This is a genomic window from Nocardia sp. NPDC059195 (genome assembly GCF_042754695.1).
Classification (GTDB): domain Bacteria; phylum Actinomycetota; class Actinomycetes; order Mycobacteriales; family Mycobacteriaceae; genus Nocardia.
Window position 1 is genome coordinate 31,952 of record NZ_JBHZBG010000025.1, and the last position, 21,049, is coordinate 53,000.

The 21,049-nt window shown below is 68.4% G+C and carries 20 protein-coding genes; 11 read left to right on the forward strand and 9 right to left on the reverse strand.

Going from position 1 to position 21,049, the window contains the following annotated elements; all coding sequences use genetic code 11:
* Nucleotides 1-2 precede the first annotated feature (2 nt).
* From ACFXKN_RS25870 to ACFXKN_RS25890, 5 genes are all read left to right on the forward strand, one after another.
* Nucleotides 3-443, forward strand: coding sequence for a GNAT family N-acetyltransferase (locus ACFXKN_RS25870; RefSeq protein ID WP_378944152.1), 441 nt, complete (start codon nt 3-5; stop codon nt 441-443).
* Between the two features lie 109 nt (nt 444-552).
* The gene (locus ACFXKN_RS25875; RefSeq protein ID WP_378946124.1) at nt 553-2,667 is read left to right on the forward strand and encodes a magnesium chelatase subunit D family protein; all 2,115 of its coding nucleotides are present in this window, start codon (nt 553-555) and stop codon (nt 2,665-2,667) included.
* A gap of 111 nt (nt 2,668-2,778) precedes the next feature.
* A complete protein-coding gene (gene cobO, locus ACFXKN_RS25880; RefSeq protein WP_378944155.1) occupies nt 2,779-3,393 on the forward strand; it encodes a cob(I)yrinic acid a,c-diamide adenosyltransferase in 615 nt (204 codons plus the stop codon).
* On the forward strand, nt 3,387-4,829 hold the full coding sequence (locus ACFXKN_RS25885) for a cobyrinate a,c-diamide synthase (protein ID WP_378944158.1): 1,443 nt from the start codon (nt 3,387-3,389) through the stop codon (nt 4,827-4,829). Before cobO ends, ACFXKN_RS25885 begins: the two co-directional genes overlap by 7 nt.
* Nucleotides 4,830-4,844: 15 nt before the next feature.
* Nucleotides 4,845-5,261 (forward strand): cobalamin biosynthesis protein, encoded by a 417-nt coding sequence (locus ACFXKN_RS25890; RefSeq protein WP_378944161.1) that lies wholly within the window; start codon nt 4,845-4,847, stop codon nt 5,259-5,261.
* Nucleotides 5,262-5,465: 204 nt separating this feature from the next.
* Here ACFXKN_RS25890 and ACFXKN_RS25895 read toward each other — a convergent pair whose 3' ends face one another.
* Both ACFXKN_RS25895 and ACFXKN_RS25900 read right to left on the reverse strand, forming a co-directional pair.
* The gene (locus ACFXKN_RS25895) at nt 5,466-6,569 is read right to left on the reverse strand and encodes a hypothetical protein (protein WP_379433993.1); all 1,104 of its coding nucleotides are present in this window, start codon (nt 6,567-6,569) and stop codon (nt 5,466-5,468) included.
* A gap of 2 nt (nt 6,570-6,571) precedes the next feature.
* Nucleotides 6,572-7,702: a phosphotransferase family protein gene (locus ACFXKN_RS25900; RefSeq protein WP_378944168.1), complete on the reverse strand. Its 1,131-nt coding sequence runs from the start codon at nt 7,700-7,702 to the stop codon at nt 6,572-6,574.
* A gap of 322 nt (nt 7,703-8,024) precedes the next feature.
* Here ACFXKN_RS25900 and ACFXKN_RS25905 point away from each other — a divergent pair, with 322 nt between their 5' ends.
* On the forward strand, nt 8,025-9,248 hold the full coding sequence (locus tag ACFXKN_RS25905) for a DoxX family protein (RefSeq protein ID WP_378944171.1): 1,224 nt from the start codon (nt 8,025-8,027) through the stop codon (nt 9,246-9,248).
* Nucleotides 9,249-9,264: 16 nt separating this feature from the next.
* Here ACFXKN_RS25905 and ACFXKN_RS25910 read toward each other — a convergent pair whose 3' ends face one another.
* Complete coding sequence (locus ACFXKN_RS25910; protein WP_378944174.1) at nt 9,265-9,396, reverse strand: hypothetical protein; 132 nt, start codon at nt 9,394-9,396, stop codon at nt 9,265-9,267.
* 67 nt (nt 9,397-9,463) lie between these two features.
* The gene (locus ACFXKN_RS25915; protein WP_378944181.1) at nt 9,464-9,931 is read right to left on the reverse strand and encodes a nucleoside deaminase; all 468 of its coding nucleotides are present in this window, start codon (nt 9,929-9,931) and stop codon (nt 9,464-9,466) included.
* A gap of 145 nt (nt 9,932-10,076) precedes the next feature.
* Here ACFXKN_RS25915 and cobA point away from each other — a divergent pair, with 145 nt between their 5' ends.
* Nucleotides 10,077-11,318 (forward strand): uroporphyrinogen-III C-methyltransferase, encoded by a 1,242-nt coding sequence (gene cobA, locus ACFXKN_RS25920; protein ID WP_378944184.1) that lies wholly within the window; start codon nt 10,077-10,079, stop codon nt 11,316-11,318.
* Nucleotides 11,319-11,396: 78 nt separating this feature from the next.
* Nucleotides 11,397-12,857, forward strand: a complete 1,461-nt coding sequence (locus tag ACFXKN_RS25925; protein WP_378946128.1) for an MFS transporter — start codon at nt 11,397-11,399, stop codon at nt 12,855-12,857.
* A 19-nt stretch (nt 12,858-12,876) separates the two neighbouring features.
* Here the strand turns inward: ACFXKN_RS25925 and ACFXKN_RS25930 are convergent, their stop codons facing one another.
* The 3 genes from ACFXKN_RS25930 to ACFXKN_RS25940 form a co-directional block, all read right to left on the reverse strand.
* A complete protein-coding gene (locus ACFXKN_RS25930; RefSeq protein ID WP_378944187.1) occupies nt 12,877-13,290 on the reverse strand; it encodes a PPOX class F420-dependent oxidoreductase in 414 nt (137 codons plus the stop codon).
* A 112-nt stretch (nt 13,291-13,402) separates the two neighbouring features.
* Nucleotides 13,403-14,740: an aspartate aminotransferase family protein gene (locus ACFXKN_RS25935; protein WP_378944190.1), complete on the reverse strand. Its 1,338-nt coding sequence runs from the start codon at nt 14,738-14,740 to the stop codon at nt 13,403-13,405.
* 17 nt (nt 14,741-14,757) lie between these two features.
* A complete protein-coding gene (locus tag ACFXKN_RS25940; RefSeq protein WP_378944195.1) occupies nt 14,758-16,248 on the reverse strand; it encodes a CoA-acylating methylmalonate-semialdehyde dehydrogenase in 1,491 nt (496 codons plus the stop codon).
* 110 nt (nt 16,249-16,358) lie between these two features.
* Between ACFXKN_RS25940 and ACFXKN_RS25945 the strand changes: the two genes are divergently transcribed.
* A complete protein-coding gene (locus tag ACFXKN_RS25945) occupies nt 16,359-17,978 on the forward strand; it encodes a PucR family transcriptional regulator (protein ID WP_378944198.1) in 1,620 nt (539 codons plus the stop codon).
* A 69-nt stretch (nt 17,979-18,047) separates the two neighbouring features.
* On the opposite strand, the gene ACFXKN_RS25950 is transcribed toward ACFXKN_RS25945, so the two are convergent.
* Both ACFXKN_RS25950 and ACFXKN_RS25955 read right to left on the reverse strand, forming a co-directional pair.
* Nucleotides 18,048-18,890 carry an SGNH/GDSL hydrolase family protein gene (locus tag ACFXKN_RS25950; RefSeq protein ID WP_378944201.1) on the reverse strand — a complete coding sequence of 281 codons (843 nt, stop codon included), beginning with the start codon at nt 18,888-18,890 and terminating at the stop codon, nt 18,048-18,050.
* Nucleotides 18,891-18,912: 22 nt separating this feature from the next.
* Entirely contained in the window at nt 18,913-19,554 is a 642-nt protein-coding gene (locus ACFXKN_RS25955) for a LysE family translocator (RefSeq protein ID WP_378944204.1), read from the reverse strand.
* An 87-nt stretch (nt 19,555-19,641) separates the two neighbouring features.
* On the opposite strand from ACFXKN_RS25955, the gene ACFXKN_RS25960 reads away from it, so the two are divergent.
* Complete coding sequence (locus ACFXKN_RS25960) at nt 19,642-20,319, forward strand: NADPH-dependent F420 reductase (protein WP_378944207.1); 678 nt, start codon at nt 19,642-19,644, stop codon at nt 20,317-20,319.
* Nucleotides 20,320-20,390: 71 nt separating this feature from the next.
* Nucleotides 20,391-21,023 carry a metal-dependent phosphohydrolase gene (locus tag ACFXKN_RS25965; RefSeq protein ID WP_378944210.1) on the forward strand — a complete coding sequence of 211 codons (633 nt, stop codon included), beginning with the start codon at nt 20,391-20,393 and terminating at the stop codon, nt 21,021-21,023.
* Nucleotides 21,024-21,049: the final 26 nt, after the last annotated feature.

A 21,049-nucleotide genomic window follows, 5' to 3' on the forward strand; every position in this document is an offset into this window, starting at 1 on the left:
GTGTGAGCGTCGAACTGAGACGGTCGTGGGCGGCGGATCTGGATGCCGCCACCCTCTACCGGCTGCTGCGATTGCGCGTGGACGTGTTCGTTGTCGAGCAGGAATGCGCCTATCCGGAGCTGGATGGGCGTGATCTCCTGTCGACTACGCGGCATTTCTGGCTCGACGACGGCTCGGTGCTCGGCACCCTGCGCCTGCTCGAAGAGGTCGTCGACGGTGTGACGAACTACCGGGTCGGCCGGGTGTGTGTCGCGCAGTCCTCGCGCAAGCACGGGTACACCGCTCGACTGATGCGGGCGGCGCTCGCTGAAACCGGTTCGGCCACTGTGCGATTGGATGCGCAGTCGCATCTGGTCGAGATGTACGCGAAGTTCGGGTTCGCCGTCGACGGGCCGGAATACGACGACGACGGAATCATGCATACGCCGATGCGGCGCGGCTAGGACTCTGACGGCGCAGATGCCCGGGGGTCGGCGTCGATCATGGCCCGCATAGAGTTGGTGTGTGCCTGGTTTTGCTGATGTTGCCGCTGGTCCGCACACCGTCGCGCGTGTGGCGGGTGAGTCGGGGTTCCCGTTCTCCGCTGTGGTGGGGCAGGAGCGGCTGCAGTTGGCGTTGATCTTGTCGGCCGTGCACCCCGGGATCGGTGGGGTGCTGGTGCGGGGTGAGAAGGGCACGGCGAAGTCGACCGTGGTGCGCGCGCTCGCGCAGTTGCTGCCGCCTGTGGTCGATGAGACCGGAGCCCGGCCCGCGCGGCTGGTGGAGTTGCCGGTCGGCGCCACCGAGGACCGGGTCGTCGGCTCGCTGGATCTCGAGCGGGTGCTGCGCGACGGGGAACAGGCGTTCCGTCCCGGGTTGCTGGCCGCGGCCCACCACGGCGTGCTCTACGTGGACGAAGTGAACCTGCTGCACGACCATCTGGTGGACGTGCTGCTCGACGCGGCGGCGATGGGGCGGGTGCACGTCGAGCGTGACGGTGTCTCGCACTCGCATCCGGCGCGATTCGTTCTGGTCGGGACGATGAACCCCGAAGAGGGGGAGTTGCGGCCGCAGTTGCTCGACCGGTTCGGGCTCACCGTCGACGTGGCGGCCTCGCGCGAGGTCGACGTGCGGATGGCGGTGGTGCGCCGCCGCCTGGACTACGAGGCCGACCCCGCCGCGTTCGCCGCCCGCTATGTCGACGCCGATCAGGTGGTGGCCGAACGCATTCTGACCGCGCGGGACCGGTTGCCCGAGGTCGCGCTGGACAATTCGGAGCTGCGCCGGATCGCGGCGCTGTGCGCGTCCTTCGACGTCGACGGAATGCGCGCCGACCTGGTGGTGGCCAGGACGGCGACCGCGCACGCGGCGTGGCGTGGACGGGATCGGGTCACCGAGGACGATGTGCGGATCGCCGCGGAACTCGCGCTGCCGCATCGTCGGCGGCGAGATCCGTTCGACGAGCCGGGGATCAGTGAGCAGCAGCTCGATGAGGCGATGGATGCCGCGGCCGCTGAGGTCGAAAAGGCTTCGGGGGATGAGGAATTCGACGGTCCGCGTGGATCGGGCGATCAGGGGAACGGTCGCCGGGACGAGGACGAACTCCAGGCCGACACCAGTGATTCGGGCCGTCCGGATGGGGTGGACCCCAGCGGTCCGGGCGATGAGAGGTCGCGGGGTGGCGGACCGGATGGCGGTCCGGATGACGAGGGGCCTGATGGTGGCCCCGACGGCGATGGTCCCGGCGGCGGACCGGACGGGTCCGGCCCGGATGGTGGGGGACCGAACGGTTCCGGCGACCGGTCGGACAGCTCCAGCCACGACGGCACCGGGAACGGTTCGCGACCAGGGCCTGAAAAGTTCTCGGGCACACCGACTTCGGCAGCAAAGCCTGCCCCACGCTGGGAGGTCCCCGGTATCGGCGAGGGTGCCCCCGGCCGACGTTCGCGCGCCCGGACCCGAACCGGCCGCACCGTCCGCCCCGACGCCGACCCCTCCACGGGCCTGCACCTGCTCGGCACGGTATTCGCGGCCGCGCCGAAGCAGTTCGAGCGTGGCAGGTTCAGCGGCCCACTCGCCCTGGCAACCGAAGACCTGCGGGGCGCCTATCGCGAAGGCAGAGAAGGTAACCTGGTCGTTTTCGTCGTCGACGCGTCCGGCTCGATGGCCGCCCGCGACCGGCTCACCGCCGTGACCGGCGCCATCGTCACCCTGCTGCGCGACGCCTACCAGCGCCGCGACAAGGTGGCCGTGATCAGTGTCCGCGGTAGTGAAGCCGAACTCGTCCTGCCACCCACCTCCTCGGTCGACATCGCCGTCCGCCGATTGGCCGGGATGCGCACCGGCGGCAAAACGCCGCTCGCCGCGGGCCTGCTGAAGGCGCGCGAGGTGATCGCCCGCGAACACGTCCGCGACCCCCGCCGCCGCCCCATGCTGGTCCTGCTCACCGACGGCCGCGCCACCGGCGGCATCGATCCCCTCCCGCGCGCCCGCACCGCCGCCGCCCTGCTGGCCGCCGATGGCCACACCGCGATGGTCATCGACTGCGAACGCGGCATGATCCGCCTCGGCCTGGCCGCCGAACTGGCCCGCGACCTGCGCGCCCGCTACCTGCGCTTGAACGAACTCACCGGCGAGACGGTCGCCGACGTAGTCCGGGCCACCGGCTCACTCGCCCGCGCGGCGTAGAGCCTGTGAGCGCCACGGGCGCGCCCTGATAGAAATGGTGACGAACTGGCCCCGCGGCCACCGTGCGCCGCGAACACGCGCGTCAGTGCGAATAATGACGAGGAGTGACCAGTGCCCAAAGGTGTTCCCGAGAGTGTGCCCGAGGACGGCATGACGACCCGTCAGCGGCGCAATCAGCCGGTCCTGGCCGTGCACACGGGACCGGGTAAGGGCAAGTCCACCGCGGCGTTCGGGATGGCGTTGCGAGCCTGGAATCAGGGCTTCGACGTGGCGGTCTTCCAATTCGTGAAGAGCGCCAAGTGGAAGGTCGGCGAGGAAGCCGCGTTCCGCACCCTCGGCACCCTGCACGAGGAGACCGGTGTGGGTGGCGCGGTCGAGTGGCACAAGATGGGCGAAGGCTGGTCCTGGACCCGCAAGCACGGCACCGAGGAAGACCACGCGGCCGCCGCTCTGTCCGGCTGGCAGGAGATCTCCCGCCGCCTCGCCGCCGAACAGCACCGCTTCTACGTCCTCGACGAGTTCACCTACCCCCTCAAATGGGGCTGGGTCGACATCGACGAGGTCGTCGAAACCCTCACCCATCGCCCCGGCAACCAGCACGTGGTCATCACCGGCCGCGACGCACCCCAGGCCCTGATCGAGGCCGCCGATCTCGTCACCGAGATGACGAAGGTGAAGCACCCCATGGACGCGGGCCGCAAGGGCCAGCGCGGTATCGAATGGTGAGCGCCCCCGCAGTGGTGATCGCTGCCCCGGCATCGGGAAGCGGGAAGACCACGCTGGCCACCGGGCTGATCGGTGCGCTGCGGCGGGCCGGGCATCAGGTGGCGCCGTTCAAGGTGGGGCCCGACTACATCGATCCCGGCTACCACGGGCTCGCGGCCGGGCGGCCGGGGCGAAATCTGGATCCCGTTCTGGTGGGCGAGGATCGGGTCGTTCCGCTGTATCGGCACGGCGCGCAGGGCTGCGATATCGCGATCGTCGAGGGCGTGATGGGCCTGTTCGACGGCCGGATCGACGAGAACCGGAGCGACGCGATCGCCGAGGGTTCCACCGCACAGGTGGCCGGGCTGCTCGGGGCGCCGGTGGTTCTGGTGGTCGACGCCCGCGGTCACTCCCAGAGTCTCGCAGCGCTCCTGCACGGTTTCGCCACCTACGACTCCTCGGTCCGCCTCGGCGGTGTGATCCTCAACCGCGTCGGCAGCGAACGCCACGAACAAGTCCTGCGCGCGGCCTGCGACCGCGTCGGCCTCCCTGTCCTCGGCGCCCTGCCCCGCATGGCCGAACTGGAAGTCCCCTCACGCCATCTCGGCCTCATCCCCGCCGTCGAACACGGCACCGCCGCCACCGCCGCCGTCGACGCGATGACCGAACTCGTTGCCGCACACGTGGATCTGCGCGCGATCGTTGCCCTGGCGGGTGGCTCGGTGCAGGGTCCCGCGTGGGACCCGCAGGTCGAACTCGCCGACGCCCACCATCAATCGACCTCGTTCGATACCGCGCCGGAATCCGCTGCCGAGCCGTCGACCGCGCGCCCAGATGTTGTCTCGGGCAGGGATCCATTGATCGCGATGGCGGGCGGTCCGGCATTCACCTTCGGCTATGCCGAGCATCGAGAACTCCTGGCCGCAGCCGGTGCCCGAGTGGCGGTTTTCGATCCGCTCTCCGACGAACTCCCTTCAGACACAGCGGGGTTGGTACTTCCCGGCGGCTTCCCGGAGGAGCATGCCGGGCAGCTTTCCGCTAACGAGCGCCTGCGCACCGCAGTGGCCGACGGTGCCGCGAGGGGCCTGCCGATCCACGCCGAATGCGCTGGACTGCTCTACCTCACCCGCTCCCTCGACGGCCACCAGATGGCAGGGGTCATCGACGCCGACGCCGAATTCGGCCCGCGCCTGACGCTCGGCTACCGCGACGCCGTCGCCCTGCACGACTCGGCACTGTGGCGTGCAGGGGACCGGGTGCGTGGTCACGAATTCCACCGCACCCGTCTGTCCCGCACCGGCGCGGAGAACGCTGCCTGGGGTTGGCGGACAACAAGTTCCATGACCGAAGGTGCCGTGATTCGCCAGGTGCACGCCTCCTACCTACACACCCATCCGGCGGGAAATCCCGCCGCCATCGCCCGATTCGTCAGCGCCGCAAGACGATTCGACCGCTGACGGCACACGGCGACGATGACGACCTCCGACGGCGAGCGACAACCGGCGACCGGTGATGCGCCGTCGGGTTCGGCGCTGGCCGTCGGCATCGGCGTACGGCCGGGAACCGAGGCGGAGCGGATCGTTCGCGCGGTGCGGGCGGTCGTCGGCGACACCACCATCGCCTGCTTGGCGACACTCGATCGGCGAGCCGGGGAGCTCGACGTTCTTTCCGCCGCAGCGACTCTCGGTGTGGCAGTCGTGGCGTTCACCGCCGAGCAGCTGGCCGAGGTCGACACCGAGCACAGTTCGGACCGTGTATCGGCAGCGGTCGGCACCCCCAATGTCGCGGAAGCGGCGGCGCTGCTCGCGGGCGGCGGTGAACTCGTCCGAGGGAGAACAATCGTCGATGGGATAGTCGTCGCAGCGGCATCGCTATCGCGTCGACCCTGATGCCCGAATCACTTCGCTGGGCAAGATCGACCGACCGCAGTGCTCGATCCGCTGGGACCGCGCACGGCCGCGATCTGCGTGCAGCTCGCCGATCCGGCGCGGCCGCGCAAGGCCCGGGTGCACCCGGTGCGGCCGCACAAGAAAATCGGAGCCGCCGCGACCTCGTTGTCGCGGCGGCGCCTTTTCTTCTCGCGCGAAAGTCCGTCAAGGGGCGACGGAGGACCAATCGGCGAAACCTGTGGGGTCGTGGCGGCCCATGGAGGCGTGTTCGAACAGGCCCCAGCCTTCGGCGTCGCCGCAGCGGGCGTAGCCGATGTGGTCGATCACGCCGTAGGGGGTGCGGGCCTTGATGGCGGGGTCGGTGAGGTCGTAGGCGCTCGACAGCGACCAGTTCTCGCCCATCCAGCGGCCGTGGGTCCAGTCGGGGTCGGCGCCGTAACCGCAGCCCACGTGCAGGGCGATGCCGGGGCGGGATTCGACCTCCACCTCGAGCGGTTTCCCGTCGGGCGTGGTCATGTCGAGGCGCACCGACTTCGGGTGCCGGGTGCCGGGCTCGTAGGTCCAGTGCATGCGGGGCCAGCCGAGCTGTTCCTTGCGGCCGTCGTTCCAGATCCGGACCGCGTTGTTGAGCGTGCGGGTGCCGTCGGGTTCTTCCTGCACGATCACCACGATCGAGAAGTCCTGGAACCGCAGCGGCGCGTACAGCCACCAGAAACCGTCCATGCCGGTCGGCCGACCGGCGGGTTCGGGCTCACCGGAGGGCCGGATGCCCCATGACCGGTCGCGGCTGCCCGTCCAGACCGCCGGGTCGACCGTGTAGTCGATCCCGTCGACGGCGAGAGTGCCCTCCCACGAACCCGACTGGGCGAAGCGTGAGGCCTCGATGATCGGTCGCGTGCCGGACAAAATCAGGTGCGGCTGCTCCTGCACCGCGGGCTGCGCGCCGGTCCAGGTCAGGTCGAAACCGAGATCGTCGTGCTCGCACACCACCCGCAGTTTCCGCAGCGGCTCGATCACCTCGATCCGGTAGCCACCGACGGCGGTGTTCAGATCGCGCGAGGTGAGCGCGTCGGAGAACCGCACGCTGCGTTGCGCGTCACCGTGGCGCACCGTCGCGAACGCGTCGACGACACCCAGATTCGGGTACACGCCGAAACCGGTGATCAGCATCGCCTCGCCCGCGGGGTCGAAGGCGTTGAAGTAGTAGCGGTCGTAGAAGTTCCGGTCGCTGGTGGCCACCCTGGCCAGCGACAGCGGGGTCTGATGGACCGGGTATTCGTCCAAGGGGACGGGCATGATCGCGCTCATAGTCAGTCCCACTCGTAGGTGCCGTCGAGCAGCGCCTCGAGGCTGAGGCGATGCATCACGTAGTCGTCGAGATCCTCGGGCACGGTGTCCTCACCGAAGTGGATCATCCGGCGCTTGATCCGTCCCATCACGATCGCGTGCCGCAGCGCGGCGTAGATGATGTAGAAGTCCAGATTCTGGACCGAATGTCCGGTCAGCTCTTCGTATTTCGCGACCATCGCGTCGCGGCGCAAGAAGTCGGGCAGGCCGGGCTGATCGAAGCGGGTGGCGATATCCTGGAAGAAGCGGTGGATGAAGATCACCCAGCCCAGGTCCAGCTCGCGCGGGCCGAAGGTGGCCATCTCCCAGTCCAGGATCGCGGCGGGGGTGAAGCCGTCGAACAGGATATTGCCGGGGCGGGCGTCGCCCCAGTTGAGCACCTCGAGGCCGGGCTCGGCGGGCCAGTTCGCTTCCAGCCACTCGAAAGTCCGCTCGATCAGCGGGATCTCGACGCCGTCGTCGGTGAGCGCCCACTTGTACCAAGCGCGCTGGGCCTCGAAATGCCTACGCAGCGCGCAACCTTCGCCGTCGAGCGACGGGAACCGCGTAGCGATGTCGTCGATCGCGTGTACCTGCGCGATCACTTCGACGGTGGAGTCGGCGATCTGCTCGCGCTCCGCCACTGTCGCGTCGAAAACCCAGCCGAAGAACACATACGGCGGATTGTCGGCCGGTACGCGGCCCTCGACCTTCTCCATCACGAAGAATGGCGTGCCGAAGACGGATTCGTCGAGCTCGAGCCAGCGCATCGGCGGCACCGCGACCGCCGAGGCGGCGGCCACACCCGTCATCACCTGATGCTGCAACGGCAGGTCGTAGGACTGGAAGACCGGGAACGAACCGTCCTCGGGAGCCATCCGCGCGACGAACGAACCGCTCTCGACGACACCGCCCACCGACCATTCCGCATCGAAGAGGATGGTGGTGCTCGACATGCCGCCGGTGGTCGGCTTGCTCAGGTCGGTGACCTTCGCGGGTGTGTCGGCGCCGACTTTGCCCGACAACCACTGCGACAACTGCTCGGCGAGTTCGTCGAGATCACGCTCGGTGACGGTGAGCGAGTGTTGCGCGGTGTGGTCCGGATCGTCGGACATAGGTGCGGTCCCCCTTTTCGCCGATATATAACGCGTTGCAGTACTGGCGTACCGGAAGACCGTCCGGAATGTAAGCCCGGCGTCGGTGAGTGAGATTCAGGGTTGACAGGGAAAAGATCGGGGTTTCCCGGACGCGCTCGGCAGCGACACCGATTAGCTTCGGTAACAATCGATCTCGACGGGGAGGCATGGGTGTCCACAGTGACCAGAGCGCACGCACGGCGATATCGCGAGTGCACCGCTACCCGCTCCGACCTGGCGTCCGATCACCCGGCTCGCCTTCCGCTTCAGTGTCGCCTACCTCGGACTGTTCTGTCTGTGGATGGCCCAGATCACCTTCGTCTTCCTCGGCGTCTTCGCGCTGTGGTTGCCCGAGAAGGTCATGCTCTGGCAGATGATCGCGCTCGAGCCGGTGAGCGGCTGGATCGGCGAGCACGTGTTCGGGGTGCGGGCCGAGCTGGCCATGAACGGCAGCGGTGACCAGGCGGCGATCTGGATTCAGTGCGGAGTGCTCCTGGTGGTCGCGGTGCTGATCACGGTCGTGTGGTCGGCGCTGGACCGGCGCAGGCGCGCGTATCCACGGCTGCTGAGCTGGTTTCTCACCGCGATGAGGTTGTTCGCGGGCGGGCAGATGCTGTTCTACGGTTTCGCGAAGCTGATCCCGACGCAGATGCCGGAACCTTCGCTGATAGCCCTGCTCACTCGCGTCGGTAATCTGACACCGATGGCGATGTTGTGGACGCAAGTCGGATCCTCACCCGCCTACGAGATCGCGCTGGGCGTGGCCGAAGTACTCGCCGGGCTGCTGCTGTTCTGGCCGCGCACGGCGACGCTGGGCGCCATGCTGAGCGTGATCAGCATGGCGCAGGTGTTCCTGTTCAATCTCACCTTCGACGTCCCGGTGAAGATGCTCGCCGGGCACCTGCTGCTGATCGGGCTGGTGCTGCTCGCCCCGCAGGCCTGCAGGATCGCGAATGTCCTTGTGCTGGAACGAGATTCGGGACCGGCTGTGCAACCACCGCTGTTCTCGTCCCGGCGGGCGAACCGGTCGGCCGCTGTGGTGCAAGTCGCGGTCGGGTTGTGGATCACCGTGGGGATGATCTTTGTCGGGATGGAGAGCTGGCGCGAATACGGCGGCGGCGCAACGAAACCCGAGCTCTACGGCATCTGGGAAGTCGGCGAGTTCAGCGTCGAAGGTGCCCCGGTCCCGCCGCTCACCACCGATCCGGTGCGCTGGCAACGCCTCGTCATCGACGTGGGTTCGGCGGGCTACCAGCGGATGGACGACACCATCGTGGCGGTGCTGGCGACGACCGACCTGGCGGCGAACACGATGACGCTCGCCGCCGCACCCGCCGGCGCGGATGAAACCCCCGCGCCCTACGCGACATTCACAATCGATCGAGCCCCCGACGACACGCTGACCCTGCGCGGCGAACTCGACGGCCGCCCCGCCGCGGTCACGCTCACCCGCACCGACCTGGAGAGCTTCCCGCTGCGCGGCACGGGGTTCCGCTGGGTGCAGAACCAGCCGTACTTCGGCTGATCTCGTGCCCGGTGGGTCAGCCGATGGTGATGGCATCCAACCGGATACGCAGGAAATCGGCCGATACCACCGGCGGGCCCTGCTCCACCATCCCGATCGGCGGGGCGACCGGCGTCACCACCGACCACCCTTCGGCCTCGGTGTACACCTGCAACCCGCCCGCGCCGCGTCGCCGCCCGCGCGCCGGCGGGCCAGATCGACCGAGGCGATGCTGTTCATGCTGGTGTCTCCTTCGGCGGTGCGACACCGATGTCCTCGAACCACAGATCGGGGCGTTCGGCGATGAAGTCGGTCATCAGGGACACACAGCGCGGATCGTCGAGGACGATCACCCGCACCCCCTGTTCGGCCAGCCAGTCGTGGCCGCCGTGGAAGGTCCGCGCCTCGCCGATGATCACGGTGCCGATCCCGAACTGGCGGACCAACCCGCTGCAGTACCAGCACGGGGACAGCGTGGTGACCATGATCGTCGGCCCGTAGTCGCGGCGGCGGCCCGCGGCGCGGAAGGCATCGGTTTCGGCGTGCGCGCTCGGGTCGTCGTTCTGAACACGGCGGTTGTGGCCACGCCCGAGCAGGGTGCCGTCGGCGTCGAACAGGGCGGCGCCGATGGGGACACCACCCTCGGCCAGCCCGAGCAGGGCTTCGTCGTAGGCCACGTCCAGGAGTGCGTGCGGCTGCGTCATGGCCTCCACTGTCCTGCCTGCGGGCACTGGGCGCACACCGCGCCGCGACATGATGGGCAGAAGCGGGGCTCCACCGTCGATCCGCGATGCGTCTGTCGGCGGGTGCGTTCGGGCCGTGGCGAGCCAGGAACTAGGCTGAGAAACTGTGCCGAACACCGCTGACACCGCATCGACCCCGCCCGCAGGCGACCCGAACTACCTGGTCGGGCTCGATCTTCGTGGACGTAGAGTAGTCGTGGTCGGCGGCGGCACCGTTGCCCAGCGCCGACTCGGGCTGCTCGTGGCCGCCGGTGCGGATGTGCACGTGATCAGCCGCGCGGTCACCCCGGCTGTCGAGGGCATGGCAACGGCGGGGCAACTCGGTGTCGAACTGCGCGCCTACGCCGACGGCGATCTCGACGGCGCCTGGTACGCGATGGCCTGCACCGACGAACCCGAGACCAATGCCGCCGTGGTCGCCGAAGCCACCGCCAAGCGCATCTTCTGCGTCCGCGCCGATATCGCCCGTGACGGCACCGCGGTCACCCCCGCGACCGCCCGCTACGACGGACTCTCGCTCGGCGTGCTCGCCGGTGGCGCGCACCGTCGCTCGGCCGCGGTGCGCAACGGTCTGCTCGAAGCGCTGCAATCCGGTGTGGTGACCGATGATTCGGAACCGGTGCCCCCCGGCGTCGCGCTCGTCGGCGGTGGTCCCGGCGATCCCGACCTGATCACCGTGCGTGGTCGCAGGCTGCTCGCGCGTGCCGACCTGGTCGTCGCCGACCGGCTCGCCCCGCCGGAACTGCTCGCCGAACTGGGCCCGCACGTCGAGGTGATCGACGCCGCGAAGATCCCGTACGGCCGGTCGATGGCGCAGGAGGCGATCAACCTCGCGCTTGTGGAGGGTTTCAAGGCGGGCAAGTTCGTGGTCCGGCTCAAGGGCGGCGACCCGTATGTGTTCGGCCGTGGGTACGAGGAACTCGAGGCGTGCACCGCGGCCGGTATTCCGGTGACGGTGGTGCCCGGCGTGACCAGCCCGATCTCGGTCCCCGGCGCGGCCGGTATTCCGGTGACCCATCGCGGGGTGACCCACGAGTTCGTGGTCGTGAGCGGACACGTCGCCCCCGAGCACCCCGATTCGCTCGTCGACTGGCCGGCGCTGGCCAAGCTGCGCGGCACCATCGTGCTGATGATGGCGGTCGAGCGGATCGACAAGTTCGCCGCCGCCCTGCTCGAAGGGGGTCGCCCGGCCGATACCCCGGCCGCGGTCATCCAGGAGGGCACGCTGCGCACCCAGCGGGTGGTGCGCGCCGACCTCGCCACGGTCGCCGACCGGGTCAAGGAAGAGGGCATCCGTCCGCCCGCGATCATCGTCATCGGCCCCACGGCGGGCTTCGGGCTCGACTAGCTTCGCGGGCCGCGCGCCCGCGCGTTGCCATCGCGCCAATTACACTGCCTCGTTGTGCTCGATAAACCCGCTGCGACGATGCAGTATCCGGTGACGGGGCGGGCCTTCGGTCTCGCCATCCTCGTACTGAGCGGCCTGCAGTTCATGGTCGTGCTCGACGGCACGGTCGTGATCTTCGCGCTGCCGCGGCTGCAGGAGGAGATGGGGCTGTCCAGTTCGGGCAGTGCCTGGACAGTGACCGCCTACGGCCTCACCTTCGCCGGACTGATGCTGCTCGGTGGCAGGCTCGGCGACGCGTTCGGGCGTAAACGGATGCTGATCATCGGCGTCGGGGTGTTCACCGCCGCGTCGCTGGCCTGCGGTCTGGCCAATAGCGAGGCGATGCTGCTGATCTCGCGCGCCTTCCAGGGCGCCGGTGCGGCCATCGCGGCGCCGACGGCCTTCGCGCTGGTCGCGACCACTTTCGCGCCGGGACCCGCACGCAATCAAGCCATCGCGATCGTCGGTTCGATGGCCGGTATCGGGTCGGTCGGCGGTCTCGTTGTCGGTGGTGCGCTCACGGAGTTCTCGTGGCGGTGGATCTTCCTGATCAACGTGCCGATCGGCGCGCTCATCGTGGCGGGCGCGGTCTACAAGCTGGCCGACACCGAGCACCATCGCACCCCACTGGACATCAAGGGCGCGATCCTGGGGACCCTGGCGTGCGCGACGATCGTGTTCGGCGCGACCGAGGGCCCGGCCATGGGCTGGACCAGCCCGATCATCCTCGCCTCACTGATCGGCGGATTCGCGCTGCTGGTGATCTTCGTGTTCACCGAACGCCGCGAGGCCGATCCGCTGCTGCCGTGGTCGCTGTTCGACAGCCGCGACCGGGTCGCCACCTTCGCGCTGATCTTCCTGGCCGGTGCGGTCCTCGGCGCGATGACGTTCTTCGTCGCCCAGCTGCTGCAGAACGTGCTCGGCTACAGCCCGTTGCAGGCCGGTATCGCCTCGATCCCGTTCACTGTCGGCATCGGTGTCGGTGGTGCGGTCGCGTCGAAGTTGGCGCTCGTGTTCGCGCCGCGCTGGTTGCTCGCCTCGGCCTCGGTCGTGCTGGCCATCGGGCTGCTGTTCGGCTCCACGCTGGACCGGCATGTGCAGTACCTGCCGACCCTGCTGGCCTTGCTGGTGGTGATCGGCTTCGGCGTCGGTGTCGCGATGGTGCTGGCACCGCTGTGCGTGCTCGTCGGCGTGCCGCAGTCGAATATCGGCCCGCTCTCGGCGGTCGGTCAGATGTTCATGAACCTGGCGACGCCGATCGCGATCGGCCTGCTGAGCCCGATCGCTGCCTCGCGCACGCTCTCGCTGGGCGGTAGCGACGGCCGCGCCGCGGACATGTCGCCTACCGAAATCGACGCACTGAACAGCGGATACACCCTGGTCTTGTTCGTGTGCGCGATCCTGGCGGTCCTGGCCGCCCTCGTCGCGCTGACCCTGCGGTTCACCCCGCAACAGCTGGTGCAGGCACAGCACGCGCAAGAAGAGGCTCAGCGGAGCTGACCGGCGCCGGGCGCGCTGCTCACAAGCGCCCGGTGATCTTGGTCGGAGTGACGCGGATGACGACTCGTTCGGCGTCGTGCACCGATGCCGGGTTGAACTCGCGATACGGCTTGCCGGTGTATTTGAGCGACATCTCGTCCGGCAACGCCCGTTCTGGATCCGGTGTGGTGGTAGCGGTTCCGCGGACCTCGGCATAGAGGAACGGCCGTTCCGGCGGGTTCACCATCACGGTGATCCGCGGGTCGCGCACCAGGTTCTTGGCCTGTTGCCGTGAGACGGTGGTGGAGAACAGTAGATCATCGCCCTCGCGTTTGATCCAGACGACGGTCAGATGCGGATGCCCGTTGGGCCCGACCGTGGCGACGGTCGCGTAGACCTTCTCCTCGTCGAGGTAGGACTTCAGCTCATCGGAAAGCACAGCGGTATCGGTCACGCCCTTGGACAACGCCTGCCCCCGCCCGGGAATTCCGGCGCCGATCCGATCCGGTAGCCGGGCAGCATTTCTCGTTCACGCGGCGGGCGCGTTCCGCCCGCCGCGTGTCGTGTCAGACGGTGTGCGCGTCGGCGACGGTGAGTGCCTGGTCGAGGATGGCGAGCCCTTCCTTGGCCTCGGCTTCGGTGATCACGCACGGCGGGACAACGTGCAGGCGGTTGAAATTGACGAACGTCAGTAGGCCGCCGACCCGGCAGGCGGCGACCAGTTCGGTCATCGCGGGACTGGTGCCGCCGTAAGGGGCGAGAGGTTCGCGGGTGGTGCGGTCGCGGACCAGTTCCAGTGCCCAGAAGACGCCGAGCCCGCGAACCTCACCGATGCTCCGATGCCGTTGCGCCAGTTCGCGAAGGCCGGGTCCGATGACCTTCGCGCCGATGTCGGCGGCGTTCTCGACGATGCGCTCCTCGGTCATCGCGTTGATCGTCGCGACGGCCGCGGCGGCGGCGAGGGGATGGCCCGAGTAGGTGAGCCCGCCGGGATAGGGTCGGTTGGCGAAGGTCGCCGCGATGGCCGCGCTGATCGCCACGCCCCCGAGCGGGACGTAACCGGAGTTCACCCCCTTGGCGAAGGTGATCAGATCGGGCACGACATCGAAATTGTCGATGGCGAACCACTTTCCGGTCCGCCCGAAGCCCGCCATCACCTCATCGGCGATGAACACGATGCCGTGCTTGTCGCACAGTTCGCGCACCCCACGCAGGTACTCCGTGGTCGGCACCATGATGCCCGCGGTGCCGGGCACCGACTCCAGGACGATCGCGGCGATGGTGGCCGGACCTTCCATTTCGATGGTGCGCTCGAGATGGGTCAGCGCCCGTTCGGTCTCCTGCGCCTCGTCGGTGGCATGGAATTCCGAGCGGTACAGGAACGGCCCGAAGAAATGCACGGTTCCGGTGTTGCCGTGGTCGTTGGGCCAGCGGCGCGGGTCGCCGGTGAGGTTCACCGCGGTCTCGGTGCCGCCGTGGTAGGAGCGGTACCGCGAGAGCACCTTGTAGCGCCCGGTGTGCAGACGCGCCATCCGAACCGCGTGCTCGACCGCGTCGGCGCCGCCGTTGGTGAAGAAGATCGTGTCGAGGTCGCCGGGCGTGCGTTCGCTGATCAGCCGGGCCGCTTCGGAGCGCGCGTCGTTGGCGAAACTCGGTGCGACGGTACACAGTGTGGCCGCCTGCTCCTGGATCGCGGCGACGACCTTCGGATGCTGGTGGCCGATATTGGTGTTCACCATCATCGAGGAGAAGTCGAGCAGGCGATTGCCCTCGCCGTCCCACACGTAGCAACCTTCGGCGGCGGTGAGCACCATCGGCGTGAGAGCCGCTTGCGCGGACCAGGAATGGAAGACGTGGCGGCGGTCGAGTTCGTAGGCGCGAGCGGCCTCATCGGAAAGCGTCATGGTGAGTCTCCCTCGAATTATTTGTTCTGCGGGAAGCCGAGTTCCAGCCCACCGTGGCTGGGGTCGAGCCAGCGGGCGGTGACCGCCTTGGTGCGGGTGAAGAAGTGCACGCCGTCGGTGCCGTGCGCGTGCGAGTCGCCGAACAGGGAGTTCTTCCAGCCGCCGAAACTGAAGTAGGCCATCGGCACCGGGATCGGGACGTTGATGCCGACCATGCCCACCTCCACCTCGTGCTGGAACCGGCGTCCCGCGCCGCCGTCGTTGGTGAAGACGGCGGTGCCGTTGCCGTAGCGGTTCGCGTTGATCAGCGCCACCGCCTCCTCGTAGGTGCCGACCCGCACGACCGACAGCACGGGGCCGAAGATCTCGTCGGTGTAGACGCTCATGGTTGGCGTCACCTCGTCGAGAATCGTCGGGCCCAGCCAGAATCCGTCCGGCGCGCCGTCGACGGTGAGGTTGCGACCGTCGAGAACCACACGGGCACCGGAGTTCTCGCCCGCGTCGATGTACTCGGCCACCCGGTCGCGGTGCGCGCGGGTGATCAGCGGGCCCATCTCGGCGCCGCTGGTGCCGTCGCCGGTGACGATGCCGCCGGCCCGCTCGCTGATCTTGGCGACCAATTCGTCGGCCACCCCGCCGACGGCGACGACCACACTGATCGCCATGCACCGCTCACCCGCCGATCCGAAACCGGCGTTCACGGCGGCGTCGGCGGCCAGGTCCAGATCGGCGTCGGGCAGCACCACCATGTGGTTCTTCGCGCCGCCCAGTGCCTGCACCCGCTTGCCCGCCACGGTGCCGCGCTGGTAGACGTACTTGGCGATCGGGGTCGAGCCGACGAACGACACTGCCTTGATCGCCGGATTGTCCAGGAGTTCGTCGACGGCGACCTTGTCGCCCTGCACGACGTTGAACACACCGTCGGGCAGCCCGGCCTCCTGCCACAGCCGCGCCAGCCACAGCGCCGCCGACGGATCCTTCTCGCTCGGCTTGAGCACCACCGTGTTGCCCGTGCCGATCGCCAGGGGGAAGAACCACATCGGCACCATCGCTGGGAAATTGAACGGTGAGATGATCGCGACCGGGCCGAGCGGCTGGCGGATCGAGTAGATGTCGACCTCGGTCGAGGCGTTCTCGGTGTACCCGCCCTTGAGCAGATGCGGAATGCCACAGGCGAATTCGACGACCTCGAGACCTCGGGTCACCTCGCCGAGCGCGTCGGCGGCCACCTTGCCGTGCTCGGCCGTGATGATCGCGGCCAGTTCCGTTCTGCGTTCGGCGAGCAGTTCGCGGAAGCGGAACAGCACCTGGGTGCGGCGGGTGAGCGAGGTGTCGCGCCAGGACGCGAAGGCCACCGTCGCGGCATCGATCGCGGCGCGGGTATCGGCCACATTCGCCAGCGCCAGCTCCCCGGTGACGACACCGGTGGCGGGATTGGTCACCGGCGCGGTGGTCTCGCTGGTCCCGCTCACCGATTTGCCGTCTATCCAATGGCCGATGGACTGCATGGATGCCTCGTTTCGCCCCAGTGGTGTGATGCTTCCACCCTGGTCTATCCCTCGCCTGGCGAGGGCCGACGATTTGTACACATTTTCGGGATTCGTATTACGATTCGTCAGTGCAGTTGACCGTGGCCGATGTGCTCGCGACGCCGGTGATGCAAGCCGGGCAACCCGAGGTCGTCTGTGCCGCGAACCTGGACCGGCCGGTGCGCTGGGTACATGTCAGCGATCAGGCCTCGGTGGCCGACCTCCTGGTCGGCTCGGAGTTGATCCTGACCACCGGGCAGGCACTCGCCGCTCCCGAGCAGGCGCGGATCGCCTACCTGCGATCCCTGTCCGCCGCCGGTATTGCGGGACTGGTCGTGGAACTCGGCAGCTATGTGAGTGAACTCGGACCTGTCGTCGCGGCCACCGCCGCCGAACTCGGGCTGCCGGTGATCGTGCTGCATCGGGTGACCCGCTTCGTGGAAATCACCGAAGCCGTCCACCGGGCGATCGTCGCCGACCAGTACGCCGAACTCGAGTTCGCGCGCACCGTGCACGAGACCTTCACCGAGCTGAGTGTGCGCCGCGCCGCGCTGGCCGAGATCGTGCAGACCGCCGCGAGCATGCTCGACGCGTCGGTGGTGCTCGAAGACCTCTCGCATCGAGTGCTGGCGGCCACCGCCCGCCACATCAGTTCTGCTGCGCTGCTGGAGGATTGGGAGTCGATGTCGCGGCTGCTGCCCGACGGATCCGGCGTGGTCGGCGTGGGCCCGCACACGCAACGCTGGGGCAGGCTGATCCTGCGCACCGGCCGAGCCCATACCGCGCGGGTCGACATGGTGCTCGAACGCGCCGCGCAAACCATCACCCTGCACCGGATGATCGACAAAGACCGCTTCGGGCTGCACCGGCAAGCCCAAACCGGCCTGATCGCCGACCTGGTGGAAGGACGGGTGACCGACGAGCGTGACGCACAGGCCCGCGCTGCCGCGCTCGGCCTGCACCGGCGGGCCCGCTACGTGCCGCTGGCGCTCGAGATCGATACCGAGTCGACGACGGATCCGGTGGCGGCGCAACGACGGAGCGAGTCGATCGTCGAAGCGGTGACCCATGCACTCGGCCTGGTCGGCGCTTCGGCGCTCAGTGCGGCAGAGCACCGGCGAACGCGCGGTGGTACCGACGGGGAACAGGTCACCGTGATCCTCGCGGTGTCGCGTGGCGGTGATGTCGATGATCGGCTGGCGCCGGTGTGTTCGGCGGTGCTGGCCGAGGTCCGCCGGGTCGAGGGCGTGCGTCGTGCGGTGATCGGCGCCGGCGCCGATTCCGATTCACTCCTCGATACCGCGGGCAGGCTCGCGCACGCGGCGGGTGTCGCCGAGGTGGCCCAGTCGATGACGACGGTGCCCAGCCGAATGTTCTTCCGCAGCGCCGATATTCGCCTGCGCGGCTTGCTCTCGTCGATCCGCGACGAGCCGGGCGTGCAGAGCTTCGCCGAGGCCGAACTCGGCGCGCTCCTGCGCTACGACATCCGGCACACGGCCGATCTCACCGGGACCCTGCGCCGCTTCCTCGACCTGGCAGGCAACAAGACCGACCTCGCCAAGGCGCTCGCGATCAGCCGACCCACCCTCTACGACCGCCTCGACCGCATCGAACGCATCCTCGCCGTCGATCTCGACGATGGTGAATCGCGGACTTCCCTGCACGCCGCGCTGCTCGTGCGCGACCTCACCGCGGGCGACAAACTCTAGGCCGTCCGCGGTCGGTTCTGAAGCGACGCAGGTGAACCCGCGTTGATATCGCGCTGGAAAGCGGCGAGCTCAGCGAGCGAGGACCCCGCTGGATTCGACGGCGGCGACGATCAGATCCGCGACGCCGCGCTGCCCGGCGCGGGTGGGGTGATAGGGGAGCAGGGTCTGATCGGCCAGCATCGGGTCGAACCAGCGGGTCGCCGGGTCGGCACACATCCCGAACTCGCGCGAGGCGGCGACGGTATCGATGTACACGGCGCCGTGGTCGGCGGCCGCCCGGGCGACGACGGTGTTGAGGCGTTCGAACTTGGACTGGATGTAGGCGGCATCGGCGGGGAGCAGGCCCAGCATGGCCGAGCAGCTGGTGTCGGTGAGATAGGTGGGCCAGCCGTCGACGAAGACGGTCGCATGCGGTGCGAGCCGGGTGATGTCGGCCAGCGCGGCGGCGTAGGCGGGCGCGATCGCGTCGATCTTGCTGTCCCACTCCGGATCTGCCTCGGCGGCGCACCCACCGCTGAGTGCTCTCGCATGACAATGGCCGAGGATGAACTCGGTCATGTCGGCATCATTGTCGCCCATGTGCAGCGTGACGATCTCGGTGGCGGGACCGAGCGCGTCGAACTGCGGGGCGATCCCGGCGCCCTGCGAGTTGTACAGATCGGGAATCTTCGCCGAGCTACATGTCCGGTCGTCCAGCACCAGCCCGAGTTTTTCGGCGACCAGTTTCGGTGCGTTGGACGTGGAACGGACGCATCGCAGCGGAGCTGCGAGGTCGAGATCGACCGCACCCGTCGTGGCTGCCCCGGAATCACCGAGCGCGACGTAAGTAGCACCCGCCTCGGCCTGTGCCCCGGCGTGCGTCGACACCGAAAACATCAGCGCTAGAGCACCGGCGAGCAGCAAGCTCTTCATCGAACATCCTGACGGTCGTAGTTCAGTCTTTGCGGCCGGTGAGAGCCAGCGACGTACCGAGCCCGATCATAACCAGGCCGCTGGTACCGCCGACGGCGGCGAGACGGCGTGGCGACCGCGCGAACCACGACCGTGCCGACCCCGCGACGAGCGCCCAGAGCGAGTCGAAGATCAGGCCGAACACCGGGATGCAGAGCCCGAGGATCAGCATCTGTTGTGGGACCGAACGCGTGGTGTCCACGAACTGTGGCAGCAGCGCCGCCAGGAAGACGATGTTCTTCGGGTTGGTGACCCCGACGATCAGCCCGTCCCGGAACGCGAGAATCGGCCGGTGCGGATCCACTCCCTGTTCGGAATGAAAGGCCGCCCGCAGTGCGTCACGATGCCGAATCGCCTGTACGCCGAGGTAGACCAGATAGGCGGCCCCAACGAGTTTGATCGCCGTGAACACCGCCGCCGACGCGGCCACCACCGCGCCCAACCCGAACGCGACCGCGACAACCTGTCCGTACACCCCGACCGAGTTGCCGAGCACGGTCATCAGCGCCGATCGTCGCCCCACGGTGAGCGCACGACCGATAGTGAACAAGACGCTCGGCCCGGGCACGATCACCAGCAGAAACGCCAAACCCGCGAACGAGGCCAGATGAGCCGAAGACACCATCGCCCCACGCTATCCGGCGGCTCGAGCGGTGACAATGGTCCACATGAGCCGGGGAACAATCGTGCGGTGGTGGCGGTTGTTCCGCGCATGACGACACTCGGATTGATCGGTAGCGGACATATCGGTTCCACCGTGGCGCGGCTGGCTGTGGACGCGGGCTATGACGTGGTCCTCAGCAACTCGCGTGGACCGGAGACCTTGGCGGATCTGGTCGCCGAGCTGGGTCCGCGGGCGCGGGCGGCTACCCCGGCCGCGGCGGCGGCCGCCGGTGATCTCGTGGTGGTGACCGTGCCGTTGAAGGCGTATCGGGAGGTGCCGGTCGCACCGCTCGCGGGCAAGGTCGTGGTCGACACCAACAACTACTATCCCGACCGCGACGGTGCGTTCCCGGAACTCGACGCTGACGAGACCACCACCAGCGAACTGCTGCAACAACACCTTCCCGAGTCGAAGGTGGTCAAGGCGTTCAACAACATCGTCTACGCCAACCTCGCCGAACTCGCCCGGCCCGCGGGCGCCGCGGACCGCTCCGCCTTGCCCATCTTCGGCGACGACCCCGACGCCAAGAAGCTGGCAGCCGACCTCATCGACACCATCGGCTATGACGTGGTCGACGGTGGCTCCCTCGCCGAAAGCCGTCGCTCCCAACGGGATACACCGGTCTACATCCACCCGTACGCCGTCGCCGACGGCAACTGGCCGCCCGCCTCGAAGCGCGGTAGTGCCGAGCAGGTGCGTGCGGCCCTCGCCGCTGCCGAGGTCTGAGCCCTTTCGGGGTGCGCGCCAGGTAGGAATCGGGGGTTGTGGGCGTCGGTGCCGACGACGAAACTTGTTGTATGAGTGCGTTGTCGCAGAACCTGATCGACCAGTGGATCGCGTTGGCCGGGGTCGAAGCCGAACAAATCGGTGCCGGGGTGGTGGGGCGGTACAGCGAGCCGCACCGCCGCTACCACACCGGCACGCACCTGGCGGTGATGCTCGCGGCCATCGACGAATTCGCCGGTGCCGCAGCTGATATCGATGCTGTGCGGTACGCGGCGTTCTTCCACGACGCGATCTACGCCGTCGCGCGGGCCGACAATGAGGAGCGTAGCGCGGATCTGGGCCGTGACATCCTCGAATCACTCGGTGCCGCACCGGAATTGGTCGAGGAGGTGGTGCGGCTGGTGGTGCTGACCCGCGGGCACAAGCCGCAGCCGGGCGATGCGAACGGCGCGGTGCTCTGTGATGCCGACCTCGTCGTTCTCGGCGGCACACCCGAGGAATACGCCGCCTACACCACCGCGATCCGTGGCGAATACGCCCACGTCCCCGACGACCTGTTCCGGGCGGGCCGCGCGTCGGTGCTGCGCAACCTGGCCAACCAGCCCCGCCTGTTCCGCACCGACCTCGCCCACGACCGCTACGAGGCGATCGCCCGTGCCAACCTCGCAGCTGAACTCGCCGAACTCACCGCGGTGATCGGCTGACGTGACCAGCTGCCCGGTTCTCCGAG

What these genes read in the sequence shown, in the direction of transcription:
- ACFXKN_RS25885 (WP_378944158.1), top strand. Translation starts at nt 3,387, where the DNA reads ATGGTGAGCGCCCCCGCAGTGGTGATCGCTGCCCCGGCATCGGGAAGC.
- ACFXKN_RS25890 (WP_378944161.1), top strand. Translation starts at nt 4,845, where the DNA reads ATGACGACCTCCGACGGCGAGCGACAACCGGCGACCGGTGATGCGCCG.
- ACFXKN_RS25895 (WP_379433993.1), bottom strand. Translation starts at nt 6,569, where the DNA reads ATGAGCGCGATCATGCCCGTCCCCTTGGACGAATACCCGGTCCATCAG.
- ACFXKN_RS25900 (WP_378944168.1), bottom strand. Translation starts at nt 7,702, where the DNA reads ATGTCCGACGATCCGGACCACACCGCGCAACACTCGCTCACCGTCACC.
- ACFXKN_RS25905 (WP_378944171.1), top strand. Translation starts at nt 8,025, where the DNA reads ATGGCCCAGATCACCTTCGTCTTCCTCGGCGTCTTCGCGCTGTGGTTG.
- ACFXKN_RS25915 (WP_378944181.1), bottom strand. Translation starts at nt 9,931, where the DNA reads ATGACGCAGCCGCACGCACTCCTGGACGTGGCCTACGACGAAGCCCTG.
- ACFXKN_RS25925 (WP_378946128.1), top strand. Translation starts at nt 11,397, where the DNA reads ATGCAGTATCCGGTGACGGGGCGGGCCTTCGGTCTCGCCATCCTCGTA.
- ACFXKN_RS25935 (WP_378944190.1), bottom strand. Translation starts at nt 14,740, where the DNA reads ATGACGCTTTCCGATGAGGCCGCTCGCGCCTACGAACTCGACCGCCGC.
- ACFXKN_RS25940 (WP_378944195.1), bottom strand. Translation starts at nt 16,248, where the DNA reads ATGCAGTCCATCGGCCATTGGATAGACGGCAAATCGGTGAGCGGGACC.
- ACFXKN_RS25950 (WP_378944201.1), bottom strand. Translation starts at nt 18,890, where the DNA reads ATGAAGAGCTTGCTGCTCGCCGGTGCTCTAGCGCTGATGTTTTCGGTG.
- ACFXKN_RS25955 (WP_378944204.1), bottom strand. Translation starts at nt 19,554, where the DNA reads ATGGTGTCTTCGGCTCATCTGGCCTCGTTCGCGGGTTTGGCGTTTCTG.
- ACFXKN_RS25960 (WP_378944207.1), top strand. Translation starts at nt 19,642, where the DNA reads ATGACGACACTCGGATTGATCGGTAGCGGACATATCGGTTCCACCGTG.
- ACFXKN_RS25965 (WP_378944210.1), top strand. Translation starts at nt 20,391, where the DNA reads ATGAGTGCGTTGTCGCAGAACCTGATCGACCAGTGGATCGCGTTGGCC.